The sequence below is a fragment of the Proteus terrae genome, assembly GCF_003144325.1.
Classification (GTDB): Bacteria; Pseudomonadota; Gammaproteobacteria; order Enterobacterales; family Enterobacteriaceae; genus Proteus; species Proteus terrae.
Genome location: NZ_PENS01000016.1, coordinates 37,299 through 59,900, shown reverse-complemented (window position 1 = coordinate 59,900; position 22,602 = coordinate 37,299). Strand labels below are relative to the sequence as shown.

The 22,602-nt window shown below is 36.2% G+C and carries 23 protein-coding genes; 7 read left to right on the top strand and 16 right to left on the bottom strand.

The window, feature by feature from the left end; translation table 11 throughout:
• Positions 1-250: 250 nt before the first annotated feature.
• Positions 251-1,165 carry an ArdC family protein gene (locus tag DK857_RS15815; RefSeq protein ID WP_109402690.1) on the bottom strand — a complete coding sequence of 305 codons (915 nt, stop codon included), beginning with the start codon at positions 1,163-1,165 and terminating at the stop codon, positions 251-253.
• 566 nt (positions 1,166-1,731) lie between these two features.
• On the opposite strand from DK857_RS15815, the gene DK857_RS15810 reads away from it, so the two are divergent.
• Positions 1,732-2,766 carry an Abi family protein gene (locus tag DK857_RS15810; RefSeq protein ID WP_109402689.1) on the top strand — a complete coding sequence of 345 codons (1,035 nt, stop codon included), beginning with the start codon at positions 1,732-1,734 and terminating at the stop codon, positions 2,764-2,766.
• 74 nt (positions 2,767-2,840) lie between these two features.
• Here DK857_RS15810 and DK857_RS15805 read toward each other — a convergent pair whose 3' ends face one another.
• Positions 2,841-3,731 (bottom strand): integrase domain-containing protein, encoded by an 891-nt coding sequence (locus DK857_RS15805; protein WP_109402688.1) that lies wholly within the window; start codon positions 3,729-3,731, stop codon positions 2,841-2,843.
• Positions 3,732-4,566: 835 nt separating this feature from the next.
• Between DK857_RS15805 and DK857_RS15800 the strand changes: the two genes are divergently transcribed.
• Genes DK857_RS15800 through DK857_RS15790 form a run of 3 tightly spaced genes read left to right on the top strand, consistent with a single transcriptional unit; the run spans position 4,567 to position 6,375 of the window.
• Positions 4,567-5,088, top strand: a complete 522-nt coding sequence (locus DK857_RS15800; protein WP_109402687.1) for a PAAR domain-containing protein — start codon at positions 4,567-4,569, stop codon at positions 5,086-5,088.
• The gene (locus DK857_RS15795) at positions 5,085-5,960 is read left to right on the top strand and encodes a DUF6402 family protein (protein ID WP_109402686.1); all 876 of its coding nucleotides are present in this window, start codon (positions 5,085-5,087) and stop codon (positions 5,958-5,960) included. The genes DK857_RS15800 and DK857_RS15795 overlap by 4 nt, the downstream gene beginning before the upstream one ends.
• Positions 5,947-6,375, top strand: a complete 429-nt coding sequence (locus tag DK857_RS15790) for a DUF6201 family protein (RefSeq protein ID WP_109402685.1) — start codon at positions 5,947-5,949, stop codon at positions 6,373-6,375. Before DK857_RS15795 ends, DK857_RS15790 begins: the two co-directional genes overlap by 14 nt.
• A gap of 57 nt (positions 6,376-6,432) precedes the next feature.
• Here DK857_RS15790 and DK857_RS15785 read toward each other — a convergent pair whose 3' ends face one another.
• The 4 genes from DK857_RS15785 to DK857_RS15770 are packed head-to-tail and all read right to left on the bottom strand — an operon-like array spanning position 6,433 to position 10,725.
• Positions 6,433-7,956, bottom strand: coding sequence for a conjugal transfer protein TraG N-terminal domain-containing protein (locus DK857_RS15785; RefSeq protein ID WP_109402684.1), 1,524 nt, complete (start codon positions 7,954-7,956; stop codon positions 6,433-6,435).
• A gap of 1 nt (position 7,957) precedes the next feature.
• A complete protein-coding gene (locus tag DK857_RS15780; RefSeq protein ID WP_405124805.1) occupies positions 7,958-9,373 on the bottom strand; it encodes an integrating conjugative element protein in 1,416 nt (471 codons plus the stop codon).
• A gap of 12 nt (positions 9,374-9,385) precedes the next feature.
• Positions 9,386-10,327 (bottom strand): TIGR03756 family integrating conjugative element protein, encoded by a 942-nt coding sequence (locus DK857_RS15775; protein WP_109402682.1) that lies wholly within the window; start codon positions 10,325-10,327, stop codon positions 9,386-9,388.
• A complete protein-coding gene (locus DK857_RS15770; RefSeq protein ID WP_109402681.1) occupies positions 10,327-10,725 on the bottom strand; it encodes a TIGR03757 family integrating conjugative element protein in 399 nt (132 codons plus the stop codon). Before DK857_RS15770 ends, DK857_RS15775 begins: the two co-directional genes overlap by 1 nt.
• 603 nt (positions 10,726-11,328) lie before the next feature.
• On the opposite strand from DK857_RS15770, the gene DK857_RS15765 reads away from it, so the two are divergent.
• Together DK857_RS15765 and DK857_RS15760 are read left to right on the top strand one after the other, a co-directional pair.
• Complete coding sequence (locus tag DK857_RS15765; RefSeq protein ID WP_109402680.1) at positions 11,329-11,736, top strand: hypothetical protein; 408 nt, start codon at positions 11,329-11,331, stop codon at positions 11,734-11,736.
• Between the two features lie 82 nt (positions 11,737-11,818).
• Entirely contained in the window at positions 11,819-12,520 is a 702-nt protein-coding gene (locus tag DK857_RS15760) for a hypothetical protein (RefSeq protein ID WP_109402679.1), read from the top strand.
• Between the two features lie 247 nt (positions 12,521-12,767).
• Here the strand turns inward: DK857_RS15760 and DK857_RS15755 are convergent, their stop codons facing one another.
• On the bottom strand, positions 12,768-14,396 hold the full coding sequence (locus DK857_RS15755) for a hypothetical protein (RefSeq protein WP_109402678.1): 1,629 nt from the start codon (positions 14,394-14,396) through the stop codon (positions 12,768-12,770).
• A 350-nt stretch (positions 14,397-14,746) separates the two neighbouring features.
• On the opposite strand from DK857_RS15755, the gene DK857_RS15750 reads away from it, so the two are divergent.
• The gene (locus tag DK857_RS15750; RefSeq protein WP_109402677.1) at positions 14,747-15,121 is read left to right on the top strand and encodes a hypothetical protein; all 375 of its coding nucleotides are present in this window, start codon (positions 14,747-14,749) and stop codon (positions 15,119-15,121) included.
• Positions 15,122-15,233: 112 nt separating this feature from the next.
• On the opposite strand, the gene DK857_RS15745 is transcribed toward DK857_RS15750, so the two are convergent.
• The 9 genes from DK857_RS15745 to DK857_RS15705 are packed head-to-tail and all read right to left on the bottom strand — an operon-like array spanning position 15,234 to position 22,538.
• Positions 15,234-17,927, bottom strand: a complete 2,694-nt coding sequence (locus DK857_RS15745; protein ID WP_109402676.1) for a conjugative transfer ATPase — start codon at positions 17,925-17,927, stop codon at positions 15,234-15,236.
• The gene (locus DK857_RS15740; RefSeq protein ID WP_109402675.1) at positions 17,927-18,328 is read right to left on the bottom strand and encodes a TIGR03751 family conjugal transfer lipoprotein; all 402 of its coding nucleotides are present in this window, start codon (positions 18,326-18,328) and stop codon (positions 17,927-17,929) included. The genes DK857_RS15745 and DK857_RS15740 overlap by 1 nt, the downstream gene beginning before the upstream one ends.
• 9 nt (positions 18,329-18,337) lie before the next feature.
• Complete coding sequence (locus DK857_RS15735) at positions 18,338-19,753, bottom strand: TIGR03752 family integrating conjugative element protein (protein WP_109402674.1); 1,416 nt, start codon at positions 19,751-19,753, stop codon at positions 18,338-18,340.
• A gap of 3 nt (positions 19,754-19,756) precedes the next feature.
• A complete protein-coding gene (locus DK857_RS15730) occupies positions 19,757-20,551 on the bottom strand; it encodes a TIGR03749 family integrating conjugative element protein (RefSeq protein WP_109402673.1) in 795 nt (264 codons plus the stop codon).
• The gene (locus DK857_RS15725; protein WP_109402672.1) at positions 20,551-21,207 is read right to left on the bottom strand and encodes a PFL_4703 family integrating conjugative element protein; all 657 of its coding nucleotides are present in this window, start codon (positions 21,205-21,207) and stop codon (positions 20,551-20,553) included. Before DK857_RS15725 ends, DK857_RS15730 begins: the two co-directional genes overlap by 1 nt.
• The gene (locus tag DK857_RS15720) at positions 21,194-21,580 is read right to left on the bottom strand and encodes a TIGR03750 family conjugal transfer protein (RefSeq protein ID WP_109402671.1); all 387 of its coding nucleotides are present in this window, start codon (positions 21,578-21,580) and stop codon (positions 21,194-21,196) included. Before DK857_RS15720 ends, DK857_RS15725 begins: the two co-directional genes overlap by 14 nt.
• 8 nt (positions 21,581-21,588) lie before the next feature.
• Positions 21,589-21,957, bottom strand: a complete 369-nt coding sequence (locus DK857_RS15715) for a TIGR03745 family integrating conjugative element membrane protein (RefSeq protein ID WP_109402670.1) — start codon at positions 21,955-21,957, stop codon at positions 21,589-21,591.
• A 36-nt stretch (positions 21,958-21,993) separates the two neighbouring features.
• Entirely contained in the window at positions 21,994-22,230 is a 237-nt protein-coding gene (locus DK857_RS15710) for a TIGR03758 family integrating conjugative element protein (RefSeq protein WP_109402669.1), read from the bottom strand.
• Positions 22,227-22,538, bottom strand: coding sequence for an integrative conjugative element protein, RAQPRD family (locus tag DK857_RS15705; RefSeq protein WP_109402668.1), 312 nt, complete (start codon positions 22,536-22,538; stop codon positions 22,227-22,229). Before DK857_RS15705 ends, DK857_RS15710 begins: the two co-directional genes overlap by 4 nt.
• Positions 22,539-22,602: the final 64 nt, after the last annotated feature.

Genomic DNA, 22,602 nt, shown 5'->3' with positions numbered 1-22,602 from the left:
AAAACAAATAACGTCATTAAATAAAAAATTCTTATATTTAATATAAAAATTAATCCATTATTAAATTCATATTAAATACTATTTTTAGCCTATTTTCTTTTAATTAAATTACGATAAATTCACAGGATAGAGCACGCGGAACAGTATGAAGCTACTTGTTTTTTGACTCTGTTAGCGAAAGATAAAAAGGCTTCCTAAAACGGAAGCCTTTTTCGATCTATTGTCATTATATTATTTAGCTAAATAATAATTATTTTTTATTCGTATTTAATATTAAATACTCAAATGCCTCCTTGGCATATCTCGCTGCTCTAAATATGGCTTTATGATCTTCTTTAAGTATTTTTAACCATGATGCAATATAATTTTCATGTTGCAAATGACCTTGAATACCTAATTCAGCACATAAAAAAGCCGATCCAATTTCTGCAATTAGTTCCTCAAAAGCATAAACTGGATTACTCATTTTCTTAGATAATGGAGTCATTATTCCTTTTCGAGCAAGTCTTGAAGTATGCCCCGTTGAATGCACCAATTCATGAAGTAATGTGCAATAGTAATCTTCCACTGAATGAAACTGCCCCATTTCTGGGATAACAATATGATCATTTTTCGGATGATAATATGCACAATCCTGATAACGATGTATCACCGGCACACCACTACTTATCACCACACTCTCAGCTCTATCAATACGTTCAACATCAAGAAGAACGGGCTTTTTAGTATAAAATGTCTCTGGCAAATTTTCACATTGTTCAATATTAAAAAGATGGAAACGTGCCATAAAACAGCGTGATGAATGAGTTAATTTATCTTCAGTCTCACTGTCAGTGCTATCTTCAGTGAAAGGTTTAAATAACGTTACTAATGTGGATTTTTCGCCTCTGCGAACGCTACCTCCTGCACATTTTGCTTGATTAAAAGTCAGCCATCGATTTGAATTAACACCTTTTTCAATCGCTCCTATCCATAACAGCATGACATTAATACCACTGTAATGTCGCCCCGTTGCTGCATTAACAGGTAGCCCTTCATTTTCAGTATCCCAAGTTTTACGCCAAGGTTCTGTTCCTTTTTCTAATGCTTCAATAATCTTATTTGTCACTATGTGATAAAGATCGTTTTGCTGTGAGGATGTACAACCTATTAATTCCTTTTTCATAGGCAATTCCTGTTAAGAAAAAGGGAATTGCCACCAAATGGGGAAGCAATTCCCATTTGGGTTGAAATAAAGAAAGTTGATTTAATTAATGTACAATCGCCCTAAGGCATTTCTTTCAGATTGCAGAAATATTGGCTGTTGTTATAAACAACGAATTAACGGGTAAACGTTATTAATTTAATGTGCGATAAACAAGTATGTTTTATTAATCATTAATATTAAGTTTATTGTAGACATTTTCATTATAAATTAGATTCAAATCTAGTAAGTCTATAAACTTCATAAAATAATCAAACAAAAATATTTTCTCTAGAAAAAAAGAATTATAATAAGTTTATTTTAAAAAAATTAATAATGAAAAAAATAGATTTTTATATGAATACAATGATAATAATAGATTATTTATATAATAATAAATATCGGTTTTTATAACGAGAAAAACCACCCTAAGGTGGTTTTTCCAAAATACTTTTTTCGCGAGAGACCTCAAAGAGGCGACTCCGCCTTAATATGAAGATTAAGCCATACATACCTAACACCTGTCAATAAATTTTTGGAGTAAATCTGTGATATATTCTGATTACATATCTAAAAGTAGATTAGATATTTATGAGAAACATTTAAAAGTACAACCCTCTCAAGTTATTGCAGCCTATCATTGGAATAAAGCCTTATCAGGCGCTATGTTACCCGCTTTTCAATGTTTAGAAGTCACATTAAGAAATGCCATAAATTCAGCTATTTTATCTCATCCTCCAAAAGGTTCTAAAGGATTATGGACTCCTAATAATAACTGGATTACAGACCTACCTAGATATATAGGAAATAGTAAAATAAAACCGATTGAACGATATAAGCGAGCTACATTAACTAAACACAGGCAAGATATTCATGGCTATTTATTAGATCAATATGGAAATAGAATATTAGCTCGAAAAGTGAAAGAAGAAAATCTAGTCCAACAAGCTAAAGAGCTTATTAGTAAAGAAGGAAAAAAACCAACCCCTGATAGAATTATTTCAGGTTTAACTTTTGGATTTTGGGTTCATTTACTAACATCAATATACGAAGATACACATGGATATAGACTCCTTTGGCCAAATCTTACGCCTATAGTATTTCCAAATGCACCAATGGGTTACGAACGCTCAACAATTCATGACGCATTTGTTAGAATTAAAACATTACGCAATCGATTATCCCATCATGAAGCAATTTGGAAATTTCATTATGATGATCCATATACAGGAAAACCCAATTATAAGACCCCTATTTATGGTGCTCATGCAAGCTGTAATCTTTTACGTAAACATTATGATGATATATTAGATATGATAGGTTGGATAAATTCGGATAGAAAAAATACTTTTTTAAAATATTCAGCAAATCTTCGCTTCTATGCCCTTTGCTCTGTTAATGGTCTTAATAGTTATATAGATCCAGATAAAATAAGCACTAAAGTAAATATTTCACGGGGAGGAAGAGGAATTAGAAAACTATTAAAAGTACTGGGCCGAAATGACTTTATAAGATTAACTAAAAGTAATGAAACTATATTAACTATTGGGGCTGATAATTCAATGAAAATTAAAAATATTTAATTGTTCCATATGACTAAATTTATTTGAAGATCATGGTAAAAACCTAGATCTTCAAATTGAAATAACACATATATTTAATTACTCATTTCCAATTTATTATAAACACGCTCAACATAACGCCCTCGCCCATTACCATGACCTAAATCCATAGAGACCATTGCCTTAGCTTCATCATCGCTCATTCCATTACTTTTATGATAATCCATTGCATTCACTGCCCACGCATAGCGCAAGCTATGGGGCGCATATTTACCTGTTAGCCCAGCATTTCTGACAACATTTCGATAGCGATCTATGGCAGACTTTAAATCGGGTTTATCAATCAATTTACCGTTAGATTGAGCAGTTAAATTCAACGCTTGATTGACGACATATAACATTTTGTCACGATCAATAATTGTCGTATCTCTAGGCCTTCCCCCTTTTGTACCAAAAACAATACGAACACTTTTCTCACCTTGTAGCAGAGCGCGTTGCCATGTTTTTAATGACTTTGCTGACTGTATCGCCTCTTCAGTACGTAACCCGAAATAACGTGCTAATTGCATGATCATTGCAACCCCCATATCTTGCTTTTCTGCATGATAAAAAGCAGATAAATACCGTTCTTCGCTAATAGCCACTTTCGTGCCATCACGACTTGCATTTGATAAACCAAGTGCATGATTACTGAGTTTTTCATGTTGAGGTGAGGCAAGCTTTGTTCTGCCTGCAACCGCTAAAATATTTCTAATGCTTGCCATTTCGTTTTGAAGTGTTCTTTTTGAAATGCCTTCTTCCTGCCGGCTTTTGATATAAAATTCGATATAGTTTATTTTGATATGTTTTACATCACGAATTTGAATATTCAGTTTTCTCATTCTATCTGCAAAGCGAGAGGCTATTTTCAAACGATCTGCAACAGTTTTAAAACTCCCTCCACCTTGTTTTGCTAATGTAGTTAATTGTTTGTTGAATTTGGACAAATAAGCCCTCCACAATCATATTTTTATATATAAAACAAAATTCCCTGACGGCATGGTTATATTTTACTTTAGCGGGTATCTGTGCATCAGGGCGACAATAAGTTGAGTTTTTACGAGGCTCCCCAGCTCTCAGAGCTGTTCGCGGTATAAACCGTTCTGATAAATAAAATCAGTCTACCTCCATCTATCAGCTTTCGCTGATATTGCCATCGATACCGAGCTAATTTCTCCTTTAATTTTTCGAGTGAGTTGTCCTTAATATTGTCACTACGAGTGTGTCAGACTGTAGTTATCATTGAAAAAGTAGATGCCATAAGCCAAAGCGTGCTGTTTGCGCGTAGCGTCACTTGGTATCGCTTACGCTTTTACGCAAGTGACGCTGCCTCGTTCCTATCGCTTAATGCTCCTCTTGCAGATGTCTTTATGACATCAGTCATAACAGAGTGCTTCAAATAGCGCAGGTGGTATCTTCATTATTTGTATTATCTTGCAGTTATCACCCGAGGGTATCATCTCTCAGATAATGATGATGTTAGCTTGCGATTGCCCTAAGGCGCTTCTTTCAAATCGCGAGTGCAATAATGCGCACTGAAGCATTGGCTGTTGTTAAAAACAACGAGGTAATATTTGAAGAGTAAACGATAGGGATATTGATAAGTAGTTCTAACTATAATCATAAGGTTTTTATTTTAGCCTCACAATTAAATAATCATTGGAACTAATAAGAACATTACAAACAATCTAATTCTCATCACAAATAAAGCGATTACCTCTTTATTCTTATCGAAAGTTTTCTATTTGTATGATAAGAATATTTAATGAATAAGGAGACTGTATGCAACGACCTAATTTATTTGGTAAATCAATTGCACTCAATGGGGATAAAACATCTACTGGTGCAACTTGCATCGCCACAATTCAGCAAGTGACATGTTATGGCCACAGTGTACTTAGAGTTGGAGATCCAACAACAACAACATGCCCCCAATGCGGAAAACCAGGGATCATTATTACAGGCGAAGATAGAATCAATAATCATGGGAAAATTCAGGCTGTCCACAATTCGATTGTACAGTGTGGATGTCCTCTTAGTTCCAATTTTGTTATAGCAGTTACATCTAAAAAGCCCTCTAATCATATTTCAAATTCTCTAACTAATCTTATACCAGCCTTATTTAGCCAAAAATTTATTTTAAAAAATAAAGATAATCCAACAGCTTATGGCATCAAGACCGCTTCTGGTTTTATTGAAGGAATATCAAAGAAAAATGGAGAATTAGAATTAATCGAAACGTCACAGGAAGAAAATATTGAGATTGTTTATTTATTTCAAACAAGGATAGGAACAAAAAAATGAGTATTTTAGTGACAAAGACTGTTGAAGGTGGTTGCCGTACAATTTTACCTTTTGATGAATTATCACTCCAAGATATTCCTTGCCTACTAAAAAAAATGGGATGGAATACAGCAGCTAACTTAATGGATCATTGGTTTTCTACGACGCCTGCCTTTGAAATGGATGACTTTTTAAGAGATAAATACATGGTAGGAAAAGCAATAGATATTCCCAAAAAGCATTATAATGATTCTATTCTAAAAATGGCATGGGCAACACGCTATAAACAAGTACAAGATGCTATAGATGTCCTACTAAATGAAAAACTAAATAATATTTTATCCCAAAAAGCTATATTTTCACGGTTATTAGAACGTAACAAAATATTGTCTCCACTAGATAATAAAAAAATACCTATTGGTTATTGCTCTAATATTATTGATATTGACTATACAAGCCAAGTCAACTGGACTCAATTTGGAGGACATTTTGATACTGTCGATGAATTAAGGGCTGCTATTGGTGCAGGAAATTTAGAGCTTTGTATTCGTGGATGTTACGATTTATCAGGAATTCGAAAAGCAATTATTATTGATAAAATAGGTTTTTATATTAAAGATGCTTATAATTTTTCAGGTAATTTTGAACCATTAGGTATTTGGAGTCATGATGGTGTACTGCCTTTTAGCCAATTTTATAAATATATGGCACTTTACACAACAGGGGCATGGGGTTCACTCTATAAACAATACAAAGGATACGTCCCTGTCTTTAATAGAGATTTTCGACGTTGGCAAGATGAAAATAATGAAGGTGGTGATTTCATCGTTTTCTCTGATGTTTACTGGATAGATGCCCCTAAAAATTACCAGGTGATTTATGAAAATAATTAAATATCCATTACTGACTCTTTTTTTATTATGGTGGTTTTTTTTATCTCATGTCACTTTTACAACAAACTGGTTTTATTCTTCTTCATTAAAAAATGAATATTATCAAGCTACCTATTATCACCCAGCTCCCATCAATTTCTTTGGTATTTATTTTTGGTTAGTTAATGAACAACCTGTTTTTGTCGTTCTTTATGACAAAGAAGGTAAATATATTGGACAAAGTTCTCCATTCGCTATAGCCAGTCACATTCACCTTATTGGCGGAGAAAATGTATTACCAAAAACATATGAATATGATAAGAAATTTGGGGATTATGATAATTTTTATCTAAGTGGTGGTTCTTTTAGTGATGATTATCTAATTTCAACAAAACATAAAAAATGGTGGAGTTCTATTTTGCAATATTTTCACTAAATATTTATCTATATATAATAGTATTATTTAATTAAATTCATCTTCAATGAATAATTCTCATTTTTTAAAGCTATTTTTCACACCAATATTTTTAACCACATTCAGCATTGCAGAGCCACCTTGAGCACCAGCTTGTTGTGTACCTTTTGAACCACTTGAAATGGCTGAAGACACCGTAAATCCAAGATTTACTCCACTCCAACTTACAGCACCAAACCAAAAAAGCGGTAATACGACATACATAGCGCCGAGCACTAAATTCATGATCCAACTATCAGAACCGGTACTTGCTAACCAAATATTAAAATCACAGCGATACCCTTTGTAACTCGCATACAGTAATTCAATCAATTTATCGTCTAACCAACTGGCTAATGCCCACCAAAACGGCACAAATAGCCATGCAAACATCACAAAAGTAAGTGTAATAATTATTTTGGGCTCATAGACACCTAGCAACAGAATCAATGGAATGATGATAATCAAAGCCATTAGTAAAATCGCATGGATCATCGGTAAACCTTGGCGTAATGCGTCAAAAGCAGGTAGCTGTGTCGTTTGAGCTAAGAATGTCCCTAAACTACTGATAGCCTGCTTTATTCCTGAATCAATACTTGTGCTTTGCCCTTGCTGGTTCCCCATCATATAAGTGTTACCACTACTGGCTAAATGGATACTTTGAGGGCTCACCAACCAACGTAATAATCCCTCCTCCCAATTATCAGGCGACTTGGCTTTCATCATATTAATGGTACGTGGTTCAAAATGAGTCAATAAACGCTTTTTTAAGCCTTCAGTCGTAGAATTCCACCATACTTTGCACGTTGGATAACCACCACGACTGACATTGGCATATCCACTATCTCGATTTTCATTATAGGACCATGCTTGTTGGGGAGATGTTGCAGTGTAGTAATCGTAATAGCCGATTGTATTCAAAAAATAATCAGAGCCAATCCAATTAGCACCCTTCATTATTTGAGGTGATAATCCAGAATGAAGATTTTTTAACTTATAATACGCTTTGGCATAGCATTGAGTCGCAAACTCTTGTACTTCTTGGCGAAGAATAGGATCTATTAATTGAGTGTTCTGTACTTCAAAACGTAGCAATCGAAAATCATTACTACAAGGAATAGTCGCGATGGTTGCATGCGTCACGCCTTTAGATAGCGAATGGACTAAATACCACCACAAAGGCACTTTTGCCGTTTGGTTATTTAATTCTGCTATTAACGCTCCATATCCTGAATCTGCGGGTTTCGGCACATTAATACTACATTGTGCTGAGCGACTACGGTCAAAATGTAATGTAGAAACATTGATTTCCCACAGCGGAACTGCGCAAAATATCATCACAATAAACGCAACATAGAGCGTATTTTCCATACGTGATAATACTAAAATCCCTTTATTACCTTCATCCTCTCCCTCTTCTCGTGCTTTTAACCAAATCCCTGCAATTTTAATCGCTAATGGAAGAGCAAAAAGACCTGTTGTGGTGATGAGCATCCACAATGAATTATTAATCAGCCATGCCATAGAAAGTAATACAAGCTCAAGATAACTCTCTGTCGTCATCTTAATGATCTACCTTCTGACTTAACTGATGGACTACCTTATCACTTTGTATAATGGGCTGATGGACACCATTTTCAGCATCTCGGCTCTCTTGTCGGCTCAACACCATTAACAACGTGTTATTGCTGATAGCTTTACGAATTTCCATTTCATTTTTTAATGCCAGAATTTCTCTATCGAGGAAAGCAAGGCGACGATCTGTTTCTTCTAATGCTATTTTATGCTCAGCTACATGAGGTTCTGATTGCCCTGCAATCAACATTCTTCGCATACCGAATGCCGTTGCAACGGTATCTGACATCGCTAGTTCACCAGCCAAACGTTGTACTAAAGCCACATTATCAGGATCCTCTTTTAGCACTTGAATAACGCCTCTTGATATCGCTAAATCGCCTGTTTTTAATTGTGCTAAATTTGCTGAATTCGGTTTTAAATGCCCATTTACAAACTTAATTAATAGAGCCATATTCTCTTGTGTCGTTTCTTCAAGCATCGGTGAAAAACCAACACCTACCGTTGACGTACCTGATTTATTTTCTTCGCCTCCGCTACGGCATTCTTTTGTTTCAGAACAAGTGCGGATCGCCCTATCTCCCAATACACTCACAACGGCTTTGGCAGCTTCGTCACTGGTTTTATAACGTCGGCAAAGAGAGCCTTTGCAAGCAGACTCATTAACCGGATGATGGCTTGTGATAGGTTGTTTATTCAGAATATTAAAACCGGCTTTTGCCAGATCATAAGTAGGCTTAATCGCAGGTTGACCGATACCGCCTCGTTTTTTACCACCAATCCATCTAATCCCTTCTTTTCCTGTTGAGGTTTTCAATTGATTATCGGCACTGACTGCATCTGATGTGGTTGCGACAACTCGTTTAAACTCTTCACCAATAGCAGACTGCGTCCATTGATTTGAATAGGCATAATCCGCCATTTTCTGCGACATTTTTTGGCAATTGAGTTGAGCTTTATCGAATGAGACACTGGCTTGTAATACACCATTAGTTAGCAACTCATAAAGACCAGGATTAGCACGCTGAATAATCATGGCTGGTAAACTGGCAACAGCACCCGTGGCACTATTGATGACATTGCTCATCATATCTTTAAAACCACGCGTGGCACCATTTAGCTGATTCTTAACTGTAGTATTAATATCAAAATTACCGCACATTAAATCGCTATTCCAACCCAGACCGATACTAAGCTTTTGCATATTACTGTGACTCGGCGGTTGTGAAATCACCGTTCCACCGCCTATGGTATAAAATAAGTAATCACTGATTTCCCCTTTCATGCCTTTACTTGAGTCGGTGCTAACAACATGGCTATCGACTTCAAAAGTAGCGATAGCAGGAAAACTCAAGGCAAAATAACCCACCACAACACGGCTATAAAGCCAGCTTTTATCTTTCATACACATTCCTTGTTATTGAAAATTAAAGCTATACAGAAAAATTTGTCCTCGTCGTTTACAACACTTGTAAGGTTGCCAAAGCGCCCATGCATAACCACCATCATTAGCAATAGGTTGAGCATCATCAGGAAAAGTAGAACAAGAAGAGGAAACTGAAGGTGAAAGTCTTTGCCATTTATGATTGCGAGTGTCTGTATTTTCAGTAACAGGCTCTGGTGCCCAATATCCATGATAAGAATGGCTTATTAACGGTTGATAAACATGAAGCTGCCCTGTTCGTGACACAATATCAACAGCTCTTTGAGCCACAACCGCTGAGGCTTTGTAATCATTTATTTGTGTCACAAAACCACTGCGAGGATAAATATTGCCCCACATATTGCCTTTAGCTGTGGAGCCTATTTCACGTATATTTGGGAGCAGCGCTTCGGGATAAAGAGATTCAGGCAAACCAGAACGCCACATCAATCCATCGAGTGTACTGAGAAAATAAGGCATAAAAGCCCTAATCGGGCTAGAGCAGGCATAATCTATTTGTCCCATAAATTGCCCAAATATAGGAGACGCTAATGCAGGATGCCCAATCACATCCACGTTTTTAAAATATAGGTTATTTTTATTTCTCTCTCGTTTTTGTTTATTGGCTCCACCACCTTCGGCAAAGCCTGATATTCCTATTCCTAAAGGTGATATTTCTGCCCATGGATTGCTCCCTGTTTGGTCGTAACTAGAAACAACTGCATTAGGAATATAGTGACTCACTTTTATCGATGTTTTTACTGAGCATCCAAATGGTGTGCAGAAGAGCCAGTAACAGATCCCCACAATTTTGTATTCCAAACAATGTGGTGATAATGCACTTGCAATAATTTGAGCTGAGTTAATCGCATTTGCTGATATAGGTTGAAAAGAGAGACAAAGCGCAAAAACACTACATCGCTTTAATTGCCTCATTATTGATGTTCCAAAAATTCAGTGAAATACTTTTCAGCCAGAACAACATCTGTTGTGCCATAAACCACATAGAGATCATCAAAAACAACCGCAGGATATTTCGCGAGTTTTAATGCATAAGCGTGAATAACACCTTGATAAGCCTGTATCATTTGGTGTTGTTTTTGTTGCCAATCTCCTGATTGAATAATACTTCTCACTTGCTGTTCTGCTTGCTTGGGATCACGCGATAAATCATTAAATAATTGCTTTTGAATAATATCAGGTGCATCCAAATAGATAATTTGGCTACCTTTTGTATTAAGTAAAGGCGTGTTGCTATCAATGTAAATTGTGGTTGATGCAACTGATTGAGTTGAAAGCGCTAATAATGGAATTAATAGTTTTGGCGGTTTCATAAAGCACCCTGTAAAAAGAAAAGGTATAGGGTGCTTTGAATTGGTAGAAAATGCAGTGAAGAAGTGTTAATTGGGGTATCGAGGTTTTATTGGAGTTAAAGAAAATAAGAAATGCTTATTTAGGAAACACACGAAAAATCAGAAAAAAAATAAATTTTATTTAAAATTTATAATTATTGGTAAAATAAAAACGAACTTTAATAAGTTTTTAGTGCTTAATTTTATAAATACAGAAAATAAAGCATAAAATTATGAAATATACTATATATTATTAATATATAGTATATTTGGAAGAGAGTTTTTATTTATGAGGCTGATTTAGTTGAAAAATTAGCAATAAGATTGATAGTTTAGCAAACTTCACACATTCCTAGTAAAAAGAGAAGTTATAGAGTGCTTTAGATTGCTAGGAAATACAGAGTGAAAATATTATTTGGAAGACTATGATTTTATCAATGTAAAAATTATATTACATTTATAACTTTATTAAATAAACACATTTTTTATAAAACATTAAGCATTAGATAAAGTATAAAAATCACGATTATTAGTAAATAAAAAACACTATAAACAGAGTAACAATTTAGAAAGGAAACAAATCAAATGAATTGGCTAATACCATCAAACAATGAAGTTTACAATCATATTGAAGCATTTAAGCATCTAAAAATAATAGATTGGACCCAACTTAATAATAAATTTGAAATCGGTGATAAAGTTTTTATTTATGCATCCTTGCCCATTCAAAGGATTACACATGTATGCGTTGTAGATCAGATTAATATAGATGCAAAAAATAAGATTACTGATAATGAATTCTGGACTTCATCAGATGCCTTGAATGAGTCTAAAAAAGGAAAATATATAAGATTACGTTTATTAGCAGAACTTCATTTAAAAAATTTGGATATTAAATCATTAGAAAAAAATGGATTAAAAGGCGCACCACAAGGACGGCAAAAATTAAAAGACAACTTACTTAAATATATAGAAAATGAAATGGAAATATAATATATAAGTATATGATTGATAATTTAGTACAGAGCCAATCAGAATAACATTGTTTACTATGAAATCAATGGGAATTTATACTATGAATGAATATTGGGTAAAAATGGGAATAAGTGAAGAGGTATTTAATGAATTGAGTTTTAAACTTACACAATCTATGAAATACTCAGCAGAGAAAACTACACGAGAAACACATGCCGATGAAGATAGTTTTTTTACTAAATTTATGGGTAGGCTTGTGAAAATTGAATTCGGAGATGGTTATTATATAGATTTTCAAGATTCAAAAACCACATCAAAGGGAAAAAATAGCGCAGAGAAAAAATATGGTTGCGATTTTGGATTACGAGTGGACTTTATTGGGAATAACTCCTCATTCCCAAAAGCAATTATAGGGCAAGCCAAAAATTTCCCCAGAAACTCCCCCAGAGATAATAGTACAGAGCAAAAACGTCTTGCAGAGCAATGTTCAAAAATGGCCAAAGTGACACCAAACTACATTGTTACATTTAGACCAAACAGAGATGGTCAGATTCCAGTTATCTACTTAGGTGATATGAATACGGGATCTTATTTGGCAAAAAGCATCAGATTTGATGAATATTTACTCAAGTATGTTTTACCGTGTTATCACGGTGAAACTGAAAAAGATGTTATTAAATATATGGTTTCGGCTACTCACGAAGGATGGACTGAATATCTTCGTATATTTCCAATAAAAACTAATCTTCCTAAACCGTCACCGTCTCCTGAAAATAAAATTACCCCAATGAAGAGACAATAAGAATAATCATTAACGATAAGGGAGATATTTCAGCTCCCTTTCTTATACAAGATACTTCATTACCTGTTAATTAATAGACTAAAACCAAGTGATTCTTTTATTTTCTATATGGATAAATCCAATGAATTAGCTTTAGTGAAATACTAACTATAAAGATTATTAATTAGTATAGAAAATAACATCACTATATTTACGTTAAAATTTAATTTACATTACTAAAAAATAACCTTATAACATAACATACAATTTATTTTTTAATGTATTTACATTTTCCCCAGAGTGGTTTAATAGCATATGATGATCCACTATAGGGAAATTTATCATTTTTATTTTGCTGTTCTTGAAGTAACAAATCAATTTCTTTTGTAATAATGTTTTTTACTTTAGAATGATATCTCTGAAGTGTAATATCACTCATTGAACTGATTGAATATAAATTGCTATCAGCTCTCACCTCATCATAAATTCCATCCTTAACTTTCATTTTATGTTTACTAGGAATTCCCATTTTTAGATCATAGCATTTTAATCCAGCAAGCCGTTCCTCGACACTAATTTTCTCGATACGTTTTGTTTTACTATTAATAAATAGCACGTTATTATTTTGATACCAATCTTCAAATGATTCTATACTATAAATTACCTCGTATTCCTTACGGCTATTTTTTCCACCAAATTTCCAATCATCTGATTTGTGCACTTTGCGCTCTTCATCACTTACAGGTAAATGTCCATCTTTATTATTCGATCTTTCAGTGGCAGACTCTTGATAAATATGCCATAAGCGATCTGCAAGTATATTGGTTGCATCATATAAAGCATTATTTTGAATCAGATCTAAGAGATTATCTTTACTTATTGAAATTTGGCAATAATCTGTATCCCATGCAATAGAGTCCTGATATTCACATTCATTCAGAGAATGAGTTAACTCAGGTGAAATAGTCGTAAATTTCCATCTATAATCAATATTATTTTGATATTTAAGATAAATAAAAATACCGCTAATCCATTGATCTATTTCTTTGGCATAAATACTTGCATATCTATGATAAATACGCTCAACTTCATTTTTTCCACATATAGAAATGACCTCATTTATAAACGATTCGCGCCCGCCAGCATTGAGTAGCTTAATAATTTTTTTAAATGCATAGCTATTACGTATATTTCCTGAGTAAAATCCTTGAGATACTTTATCGAATAGAGAAAGCCAACTTGGAAGATTTATATTTTGATGGCGATAATCTTCAATAAAAGAATAAATAGTTTCAGCAAGTACTTCTAATACTTTAATATTTCCGTATTCGCTTAATTTTTTGATCAACTCATCGCCATATGAATAAGCTATGGAAAGATCTTGGTGACTATATCCTTTACGAACACTTGCTGGTATTGCTTCGTTATCTGGTCGGTTATTAATTAATATAGAAAAAAAATCATCCTGAATAAATTCAGAAAGATGTTTATCTGCTAATAATGGATATTTATTTTTCATAACATTTGGGTGTTTCATATCTCCCCATGTTTTTAAACTTTCAACTCCACTATCAAATCCATCATATAACGGGCGCATAAATAAAAGAGCATATTGTATAGGCTCTATTACCTTTTGATCCCAATAACTTGGTGACTGACGCTGACTTTTACTATCTAAAAGCTGAACAATTTTATTACTTTGTGCACATAACTCATTAAGCACTACATGTTGTTTCTCAAACCAATCTTTATATTCTGGATTTTGGCTGAGTTGCCGTGATTTAAAAATAAGTAAAAGTACTTGTTCACTAATTGCATCGTATATTTCAGGGAATGGGGAACTTTTATCTAGCAATGTGTCTGTAAATATTTTTTTTTCGTATTCTGAAATAGACATCACATCCTCATTTGTTTGATATTGATCACATATTTAAACAATATTTTTGACAACTAGTTTTAATGAATTCTATGCATATAAATCACAACATCAAGAGCAAAGTTGAAAATAACATAAATATGGAAATTTAAAATCATTAAAATTCATATTTAATGAAAAAAAGAATAAAGTCAAATAAAATAAATCAATATAATATACCTATGGATTTTTATACATAAATTAAATTGAAAAAAATCAAAATATAGATTATTTCTAATAACTTGATTTTTTATTAAAGCTAATACATGATTAATGTCATCAAAAAATCACACCATGTTGATATGAACCAAAAACACTTTCAGGAGCTCCCCATGTTTGAACCAACCACTATATTTGAACCAACCACTATAAATGATGTAATTGCGTTTCTTGACAAGCTCAGGGTAATTCAACGACCTGATTTTGATAATGATGGAGACCCAATAAATTCACCATCAGTTTACAGATATTTATCAAGAGAGGATCAAGAAAAAGTAGATGATGCTGAAAGAATTACTATGGATTATGTCCGAACTTCTGGTGGTGAACCTAATAAGCGAGCAATAACCCTATTGAATAAAAAAGGATTTTCTACTTATTTTAATAGAGACCAGTACGACCGATACAGATATGTCGGTACAGTTCAGGTAGGAGATTGGGTATTGGATATCAGCGATCCCTCAACAGGAAATGAAGATTGGTTTTAATTGAAATAAATAAGATTTATTAAAGAAAGAATTATCTTGTTATGCGATAATTTCTTCATAATATCGCCCCATATATGGGGCGATATTAAAAAAATAAAATTATTAGGCGTTATTATGATGAAGTACCAACAATCCCCCTCACCTCATCCAGCCTAACCGCTATCCGTTTAGCTGCTTCTAGTTCACTAATGCCATGCTCTACCATCAGTTCTTTTCGCTCTGCTTTTTCCTCTTTCTCAGTCATACCTAATGCAAGGTATAGACTTGGAGGAACGGCACGAAATAGCGCTTCAATACGACTGGCTAGGACAACGCCTTCTGTATAACAACGGGGGGTTTTGGTTGCTGATAACAACATGGCTTTTTGTTCTGGTGTAAGTTTTTTAAATCGGGCGATTTCTTCAACTTCTTCAGGTGGCATCACTAAACACAACCACCACTCAATCATATTTAGCATCTTCTTCGACGTAGACGGAAAATCCTCTAAATTTTGAGTCGCCAGCCATAGCCAAGCCCCCAATTTACGCCACATCTTAACGACTTTAACCACGTAAGGAGCAAGTAATGGGTTAGTGGTGATCATATGGGCTTCATCCGTAGCAAAGACAATTTCTCGTTCTAAAAACTGATCACGTTCTGCAATATTATTAATGGTGTTGACTAATGAGGTATAAGCAACAGCTAAAGGGGCTTCATAGCCTTCTCTGGCTAATGTACCAAGGTCAATTAATGTTACGTCAGCTTCTGACCAATGTTGTCCTTCTTGGTTAAATAACTCCCCCAAAAAACCTTGCATAAATACACTGAGCGATTCGCCCATATTTTGGGCTCTTGCTCGTCGAATATCAGGGCGATCTTTATCTTTCGCAAAGGCATAAAATGTATTTTGCAAATCGGCGGTAATCATCTGCCTACCTTCATTCCATGCATTGTTGGCACTCACTAAAATGGCTTCTCGCATCATGCCTCTATCTGCACGTTCTAGCTTTGCTTCTTCTTTGGCTTCACCACCGGTTATCATTAATCGAGCAACAATTTCGAGTTCGCCTAAAATATCTCGCTCATCTACTTCATCGGTTTCATCTGCATCAATGACCTCACTAAGCTCATCTTCATTGATAGGCTTAGTCGTGGTTTCAATAAGCTTATAAGCGTCAGCAAAAGGCGCTAATGAAATCCCACAACCCGGTTTAATGCTAAGTTTATTCACACTCAAACCCAACTCAGCACAATAATCAGCAAACAACCCAAATGAATTTCCTGCCTCGGCAATAAATAAGCGAGGTCGATGAACCGCCATAAGTTGAGTAAATAGACTATTGAGTGTTGCTGACTTGCCTGAACCCGTAGGACCGAAGAGTACCAAATGAGCATTTTTAGAACGATCAGCACTATTTAAAGGGTCGAAAGTCAGCGGTGCACCACCACGATTAAAAAAGGTAAATCCTGCATGACCGGTTCCCGTATCGCGACCAAAAACAGGTAACATATTGGCGATATGTTGAACAAAAGTCAGTCGGGTATACCAATGCTTTTTATCTAATTCGGGATTAAAGCACATAGGCAAAGCACGAAGATAAGCATTTAATGGCGCAATATCATAGTCAGGCTTTATCGGCTGTAGCCCTGCATTTAGCAATACGGCAGTTAAATGGCGTTGATGACTGTTGAGATCTTTTAGTGTCGAACCTGATAAATAAAACGTCATACTCGCACGGTAAAGTTTATGACGTTCACCCAGATAACTCTTTGCTGTTTGAGCATCAGCGCGCACTCGGGCTGATGCACTGTTTTCGCCTATTGCATTTTTCGCAAGATGGTTAAAACGCTCTTCCAGTTCATCTTGCGGTTGTAGCACTAATGTCATTGATATCACTGTGCCTTGTGGTAACAAATCCATCAACGCATTGATATTATCCCCTTTGCGCGTTTCGCCTGTTAAATGCCCTACGGTAGGCGCTCGACGAAGCCTATCAATATTAATGGCTTTATGAGGGCGATTATCAAACCACCAAACGCCATTTTCTACATCTGCTTTAGGCGGTGTAAACATCAATGTTTCGCTAAAATCATTGAGTATGGGAAGTTCACTGTTGACAGTGTCAACAAGTGTTGCTGTGCGATAGAGCGTCTCTTTATCAACCCAATCAGGCTCAGGATTAAACCAACGTAACAACCATGCATGAATATGTTCACCATTTTGCCTGACCGTAGTGATCCCTGCACCTAACAGCGCGGAAGATAAACGCTCACAGACTTGATTGAGTTGTTCTTCAGGTGAGAAAGGCTCTATTGAATTCGGGTTAACATAACGATAAATCACCATACGAGTGCGTCGTTGCTGACCGCGCCAAGGTGCCCCTGTTACCGCCTTATCAACAAACAAACCTTGAGGTACTGCAAGCCCGCGCATATGCCGTTCAATGACCTGTAAATATGCCGTTGTAAAAGCAGAATCTTGTGCCCACGGTTTAATGTAATGACGTAATTTATCGAGATATCCTGATGTATCGACTTCATCTTGGCAAAAAAATTGGATCACCCAAGGATGATTATCGCGCTCTTCAAAACTATCTTGAAAAGCATCTTCCACAATATCGCGAATTTCTTCTAATCTTACTTCTGTTCTACCCTCTGTACCCACAGGGATCACTTCAAAAACTGCCCCTACAGAGACTCCATCATCCAACAATAAACATTGGCTATTGGGTAAATATTCAACCCAAGGGAGAAAATCAATAAATGAGGCATAATTAGGGTAAAGTGACTTCACGGCTTGTTGTGTTAATTTACCACTCTTTTTCATCAATAAGCCTCCAATCGTTCATTGGGTAAGGCATATTGCACTTTGCTATAAAAAGGAAAAACCGTGCTATAGCTGGGAATAGGCGTAGGCTCAGAACCCACAAAATGCGGATAAATATAGATCACCATATCGGGATTAGGTAAACGAGGGAAGTGATGCTGGATATGCTTTTTAGCCTGTTGGATCTCACTCTTATTGATAAGATGATTAGGCGGATTATCTGATCCTAGTAAGCCTCGCTGAATGGCTCTTTCTTGCCTTTTTTCTGTCTTTATTTCACCCACTTTGCTTTGCCAAATATCACGCATGGTATTGTTACCTGTGGGTAAAATCTCCTCTTTAGAAGTACTGCAACCTGTTAATAGTAATATCATTATTAACGATAAATGAGTTCCTTTCATTAACCATCCTTAGTCCAATTCATTCTGCTGGCTTATATCGAAATCGTATTTAACTTTACGTCCTTGCGCTTCATAATCGATAGGAATGGTACGAGTAATATGTACCGCAACTCGTGCACCAGGAGGCACATAAATCGCATCAAACATTTGGCCATATCGCGCTTTGACCCACTCTGCAATTTCGTTAGTTCCTCCCGATAGCGCTTTACCTAATACTGCCTTCCCTGCATTCCCCGTTAATGAATTCATCACCGATAAACCGTCTGTTGCTTTTGTGGTTTGGCTTTCCGCCATCATCGACGATGCAGCACTACTGGCAGAAAGTGCAAATAAAGTCGGTAAATAAGTGGAGGCATTACTTTTACGAGAACCTGAGAGGCAAGGTACGCCCTGTTCATCAGAGAGCCAACCGATACTTCCCCCTTGCGATTTATCATGGCGTCCATCTGTTGATGTTGCCGATTTAGGCACAGTACGAATTGAGCCATCTTTAAACACAAAGGTAATGGAATGAATATCACCACGAACGCAAGATAATACCCAATCGCCTGTTGCTGTGCCTGAAACCACAGCACCTTCAACATCAGGTAATTCAATGCCATTTGCAGTGAGATTTTCTTTACCAATAAGGATTTTAAACGGGTAAGGATCGGTGACTTTGCCCTCTATCGGTACTCGACCGAGTAATGCCGTCATCGCTTGGCTTCCCATCAGCGTGGCATTTTCAGGTAAGGTATAAACAGGATGTTCTGTAGCTGAAATATGTTGTTGTTTTTTCGCCGTAAGATCGAGCTTTGCTTTTTGTCGGCTGATTTCATTATCATCTAATTGACGAAACGCTGTAGGATACTGAAATGTACTTGTGCCATTTATCGGCTTTGCATTATTTTCATAAGCTATCCCCTCTAAGGGATCAATCCAGAGTATTGTTTGTTGATCAGTTTGCTCAAGCGCTAAACCAACGGGGAATTCAGTCTCCTTTGCCTTAATGTTTTGTTGTTCATTAATTAAAATATCCAATAAATCAGCCAATCGTTGCTGTTCATGATAAAGCGTTTGCTGGGCTAAATTACCTTCCTCTTGTGCTTTCGTCACTGCCTCATGAATTCGACTTTCTACATTATCACTTCTGTTTTTTAACTGCGTATTTTCAGTCAGTAACGCCTTACTTTGTCTCTCTAATTTCTCCTGATTGATTTGTATGGCTTTAATTCGCCCTAGCAAGGTACGTAAGGTGTCTTGCGCTGTATCACCTTCAATACCCAGAATGCGTAATTCTTCTTGTGTTAAATCTGTTATTGAAGAATGGCGAGTTGTCTCTTGTGATGATTGAGTGTGATCGCAAGACGTTACGCTTACCATAATCACGACCAATAACACGACAGGAACGATTACCTTCAGTAAGATATTTGAGCTTATTTGCATAACTTAATCTTCCTTTATGGTTAATTCAGGAAGAAAAGCATTCTCTAAACGCCCTTTTGTCACCAAATAAACAACGGTGGTATCTTCAGGTGTTCCCTTTGCACCTAACCAACTATGTTGAAAAGTGGCGCTATAAAAATCACCTTGTAAATTTTTAGGGTCAAGTAATACCTCTTGTTCTCGTTGATTACGTAAACTGAGTGCCACTACGCTGTAAGCTTGCAATCCCCATGCACCTAATGGTTTTATCTCAATACCTTCACTTGGCAGTAATGAGGTCAATTTTTCGGGTGATGGCATGGCAAGAGAGTGCACACCTATCAATGGCTCAAGGGTACGAAGAGGTGCATACAGACTTTGTGAAGCGTAACGGGTTAACGCAATAGGGATCGGGAGTATTTTTTGGCGTTTATTCGTGACCGTATTTTGCTGTTTGGCTAACGTTTCCTCTTGTGGGTATGCCAACTTCACAGGCTCTAAGGCTTCTTTTCCTTGTTTGGAATAGATATCTAATAAAATCATCTCTCCATTTTCAATATCTTGAAGCACTAAACGAGTATAAGAAAATGGCGCTTTCGCCAGTAAATAAACGACACCGCCAGCGCTTTGTATTCTCAGTTTTCCTTTTAATTCAGGTGGAAAACCGACTCGCACATTGCGTTCAATAAACACAATACGCTCTTCATTTACATGCAAAGTAACTTTTAGAGGAATGCGTTCCCACTTCATTAATTCAACAGCTTGAACGGGTAAGACAATAAAACAGAGCAGAAAAAATACGTGTTGTTTCAAGCGCATTAATGAAGCACTCCTTTCTTTTCATCCTTGATAGTGGGAACAACTTCCAAACGCTGGGGAATATCGAAAAAACAATCTAGTGCTAGACCAAAGGGATTGATTTCAGGGTTCTTATCCCAACGAACAACCTTTAAGGGATAACGAACTAATGAGCGTTTAACCGGTTCTGCATTTACATACTCATCAGTGACTAAATCAAGTCGAACACGCCAATTATCGCGATCAACAATCGTGACACTCTCTTCCTTATAGCCTCGTTCTGGAATTTCAGATACGCCACGAACGCGATCACGAGATTCCCCCAGATCTTTACGTTGTTTCGCATCTTGCTGTAACAGCAGTTCACAATTTGGCGTTAAATATGCCGATAATGAATTGATCCGATAGGGATAATCCACATCGCCATTTTTCGTCCAACTATTGAGTTGTTGGAAGATATAAAAGCTAAAAGCATAGACGGTTGGCGGAGGGATTTCCCACCAAGCTCGAGAGCTCCCTGAACGTAAATCAGGCGGATTATGAATAGTTAAATGCCTAGGTGATGTGAGCCAGCCAAATAAGGCGAGTGCGATAATAAAACAGAGAACGCCACATATTACTCTTAATGTTAAAACATGATGATCACGCGCATTAAGTGCATTCTTAAATCGACTCATATGACTCCTTACAATAAAAAGTCACTGAACGTAAACGCCGTAGTGATAGCACTTGGTTGCGACAAATTAATCGGCTCGCCCCCATACCATACAAACTTAAAAACCACTCTATGCGGCGATAAAGGTAGTTTTCAGGCTTACCTCGTTTAAAACGCGCTAGTAACCTTCCCCCTAAAATAATCGTGATTAATGGCATTAATAAAGATACGGTCGGCAAAGCTATCCAACCTAAAAAAGGTATGATGGGAATAGCAATAATCAAGCCACCCAAAACACTCAACAGCGCTGTTATTCCTAACTCTGGCGTTGTAAAACCGCGAAAAACAACAGGCTCGGCATTTAATCTATCAGGCATAAACTCAATTGTTGGCATATATTTCCTTAGAGCAACACGGTTGCTGCTTTTGAGGCTAACCAAATCACGACAACAATTAAAATCACACCGACAACACAGAGCATGCCAAACTTTGCCCACGTTGCTTTACCGTCACGCACTTCAGCAAAAGTGGCAATAATGGCATTGCCAACCGCTAACATCGCCACAGCGGAAAGAATTAAACCACCAAGCACAATGCCATCATTAAGGTAGCCCGAAATTTGCCCATAAAAGGTTTTATCTGCACTGCTTTTAGGGCCTTCCACCGTAGGCAAATCAGCCCAAGCCATAGAGCTACCTAATAATAAAAGCGAAACACTACGAATAAGAAAGCAATAGAATAAACGTAGAGAAAACAATCCCTTTTGATACATCGAGATATCCTTATATAAAGTGAAAAATACCCAATACTATTGGGCAAATAAAAAGAGACTGATAACAATCAGCAATACAGTACGAATAACAAAACGGATCAGCCCTTGCTCTGTAATACGTTCCGAAGCATATCCTTGATAAACATGCAGTAATCCCCATCCAGACCATAACAAGAGTAATGCAATCAAAATCCCAACAAATAAAGGATGTAGAGATGTCGGCGCAACATTGCCACTCGCAATATTGAATGCATTAATTTGTGCTTCACTCATGGATGATGCTCTTGCTGATATTGCGCTGAGAAAGAAATTAAAGCACTTGGCTGGGCACGCAAAGGATTGAGATAATGTTTAAGCCCTTGGCGTATTGCCTCAATATCCTGTTTGATTTGTTGATAATCCAAGTAGAAACGCGTGGGTTGTTCACGTTTAAGGGCTTCAACATGAGCTGAAGCTAATCTAGCATCAAGGTAATCGAGTTGTTTTATAGCTAAAACAAGTTCATCTGATTCAGAGGCATAGGCTAATGGTGCTATTAATAGTCCCAATAAATACCACGCTCGTATTTGAACAATTCGCATAAATAGACCTTCTTAGATACTGTCGTATAAAAGAAAGCAGAGTGGCAGGAAAAAACTGGCTAAG

Excerpts from the sequence above, each read along its gene's own strand:
- DK857_RS15815 (WP_109402690.1), bottom strand. The coding sequence starts at position 1,165 with ATGAAAAAGGAATTAATAGGTTGTACATCCTCACAGCAAAACGATCTT.
- DK857_RS15800 (WP_109402687.1), top strand. The coding sequence starts at position 4,567 with ATGCAACGACCTAATTTATTTGGTAAATCAATTGCACTCAATGGGGAT.
- DK857_RS15795 (WP_109402686.1), top strand. The coding sequence starts at position 5,085 with ATGAGTATTTTAGTGACAAAGACTGTTGAAGGTGGTTGCCGTACAATT.
- DK857_RS15790 (WP_109402685.1), top strand. The coding sequence starts at position 5,947 with ATGAAAATAATTAAATATCCATTACTGACTCTTTTTTTATTATGGTGG.
- DK857_RS15785 (WP_109402684.1), bottom strand. The coding sequence starts at position 7,956 with ATGACGACAGAGAGTTATCTTGAGCTTGTATTACTTTCTATGGCATGG.
- DK857_RS15780 (WP_405124805.1), bottom strand. The coding sequence starts at position 9,373 with ATGAAAGATAAAAGCTGGCTTTATAGCCGTGTTGTGGTGGGTTATTTT.
- DK857_RS15775 (WP_109402682.1), bottom strand. The coding sequence starts at position 10,327 with ATGAGGCAATTAAAGCGATGTAGTGTTTTTGCGCTTTGTCTCTCTTTT.
- DK857_RS15770 (WP_109402681.1), bottom strand. The coding sequence starts at position 10,725 with ATGAAACCGCCAAAACTATTAATTCCATTATTAGCGCTTTCAACTCAA.
- DK857_RS15765 (WP_109402680.1), top strand. The coding sequence starts at position 11,329 with ATGAATTGGCTAATACCATCAAACAATGAAGTTTACAATCATATTGAA.
- DK857_RS15760 (WP_109402679.1), top strand. The coding sequence starts at position 11,819 with ATGAATGAATATTGGGTAAAAATGGGAATAAGTGAAGAGGTATTTAAT.
- DK857_RS15755 (WP_109402678.1), bottom strand. The coding sequence starts at position 14,396 with ATGTCTATTTCAGAATACGAAAAAAAAATATTTACAGACACATTGCTA.
- DK857_RS15750 (WP_109402677.1), top strand. The coding sequence starts at position 14,747 with ATGTTTGAACCAACCACTATATTTGAACCAACCACTATAAATGATGTA.
- DK857_RS15745 (WP_109402676.1), bottom strand. The coding sequence starts at position 17,927 with ATGAAAAAGAGTGGTAAATTAACACAACAAGCCGTGAAGTCACTTTAC.
- DK857_RS15740 (WP_109402675.1), bottom strand. The coding sequence starts at position 18,328 with ATGAAAGGAACTCATTTATCGTTAATAATGATATTACTATTAACAGGT.
- DK857_RS15735 (WP_109402674.1), bottom strand. The coding sequence starts at position 19,753 with ATGCAAATAAGCTCAAATATCTTACTGAAGGTAATCGTTCCTGTCGTG.
- DK857_RS15730 (WP_109402673.1), bottom strand. The coding sequence starts at position 20,551 with ATGCGCTTGAAACAACACGTATTTTTTCTGCTCTGTTTTATTGTCTTA.
- DK857_RS15725 (WP_109402672.1), bottom strand. The coding sequence starts at position 21,207 with ATGAGTCGATTTAAGAATGCACTTAATGCGCGTGATCATCATGTTTTA.
- DK857_RS15720 (WP_109402671.1), bottom strand. The coding sequence starts at position 21,580 with ATGCCAACAATTGAGTTTATGCCTGATAGATTAAATGCCGAGCCTGTT.
- DK857_RS15715 (WP_109402670.1), bottom strand. The coding sequence starts at position 21,957 with ATGTATCAAAAGGGATTGTTTTCTCTACGTTTATTCTATTGCTTTCTT.
- DK857_RS15710 (WP_109402669.1), bottom strand. The coding sequence starts at position 22,230 with ATGAGTGAAGCACAAATTAATGCATTCAATATTGCGAGTGGCAATGTT.
- DK857_RS15705 (WP_109402668.1), bottom strand. The coding sequence starts at position 22,538 with ATGCGAATTGTTCAAATACGAGCGTGGTATTTATTGGGACTATTAATA.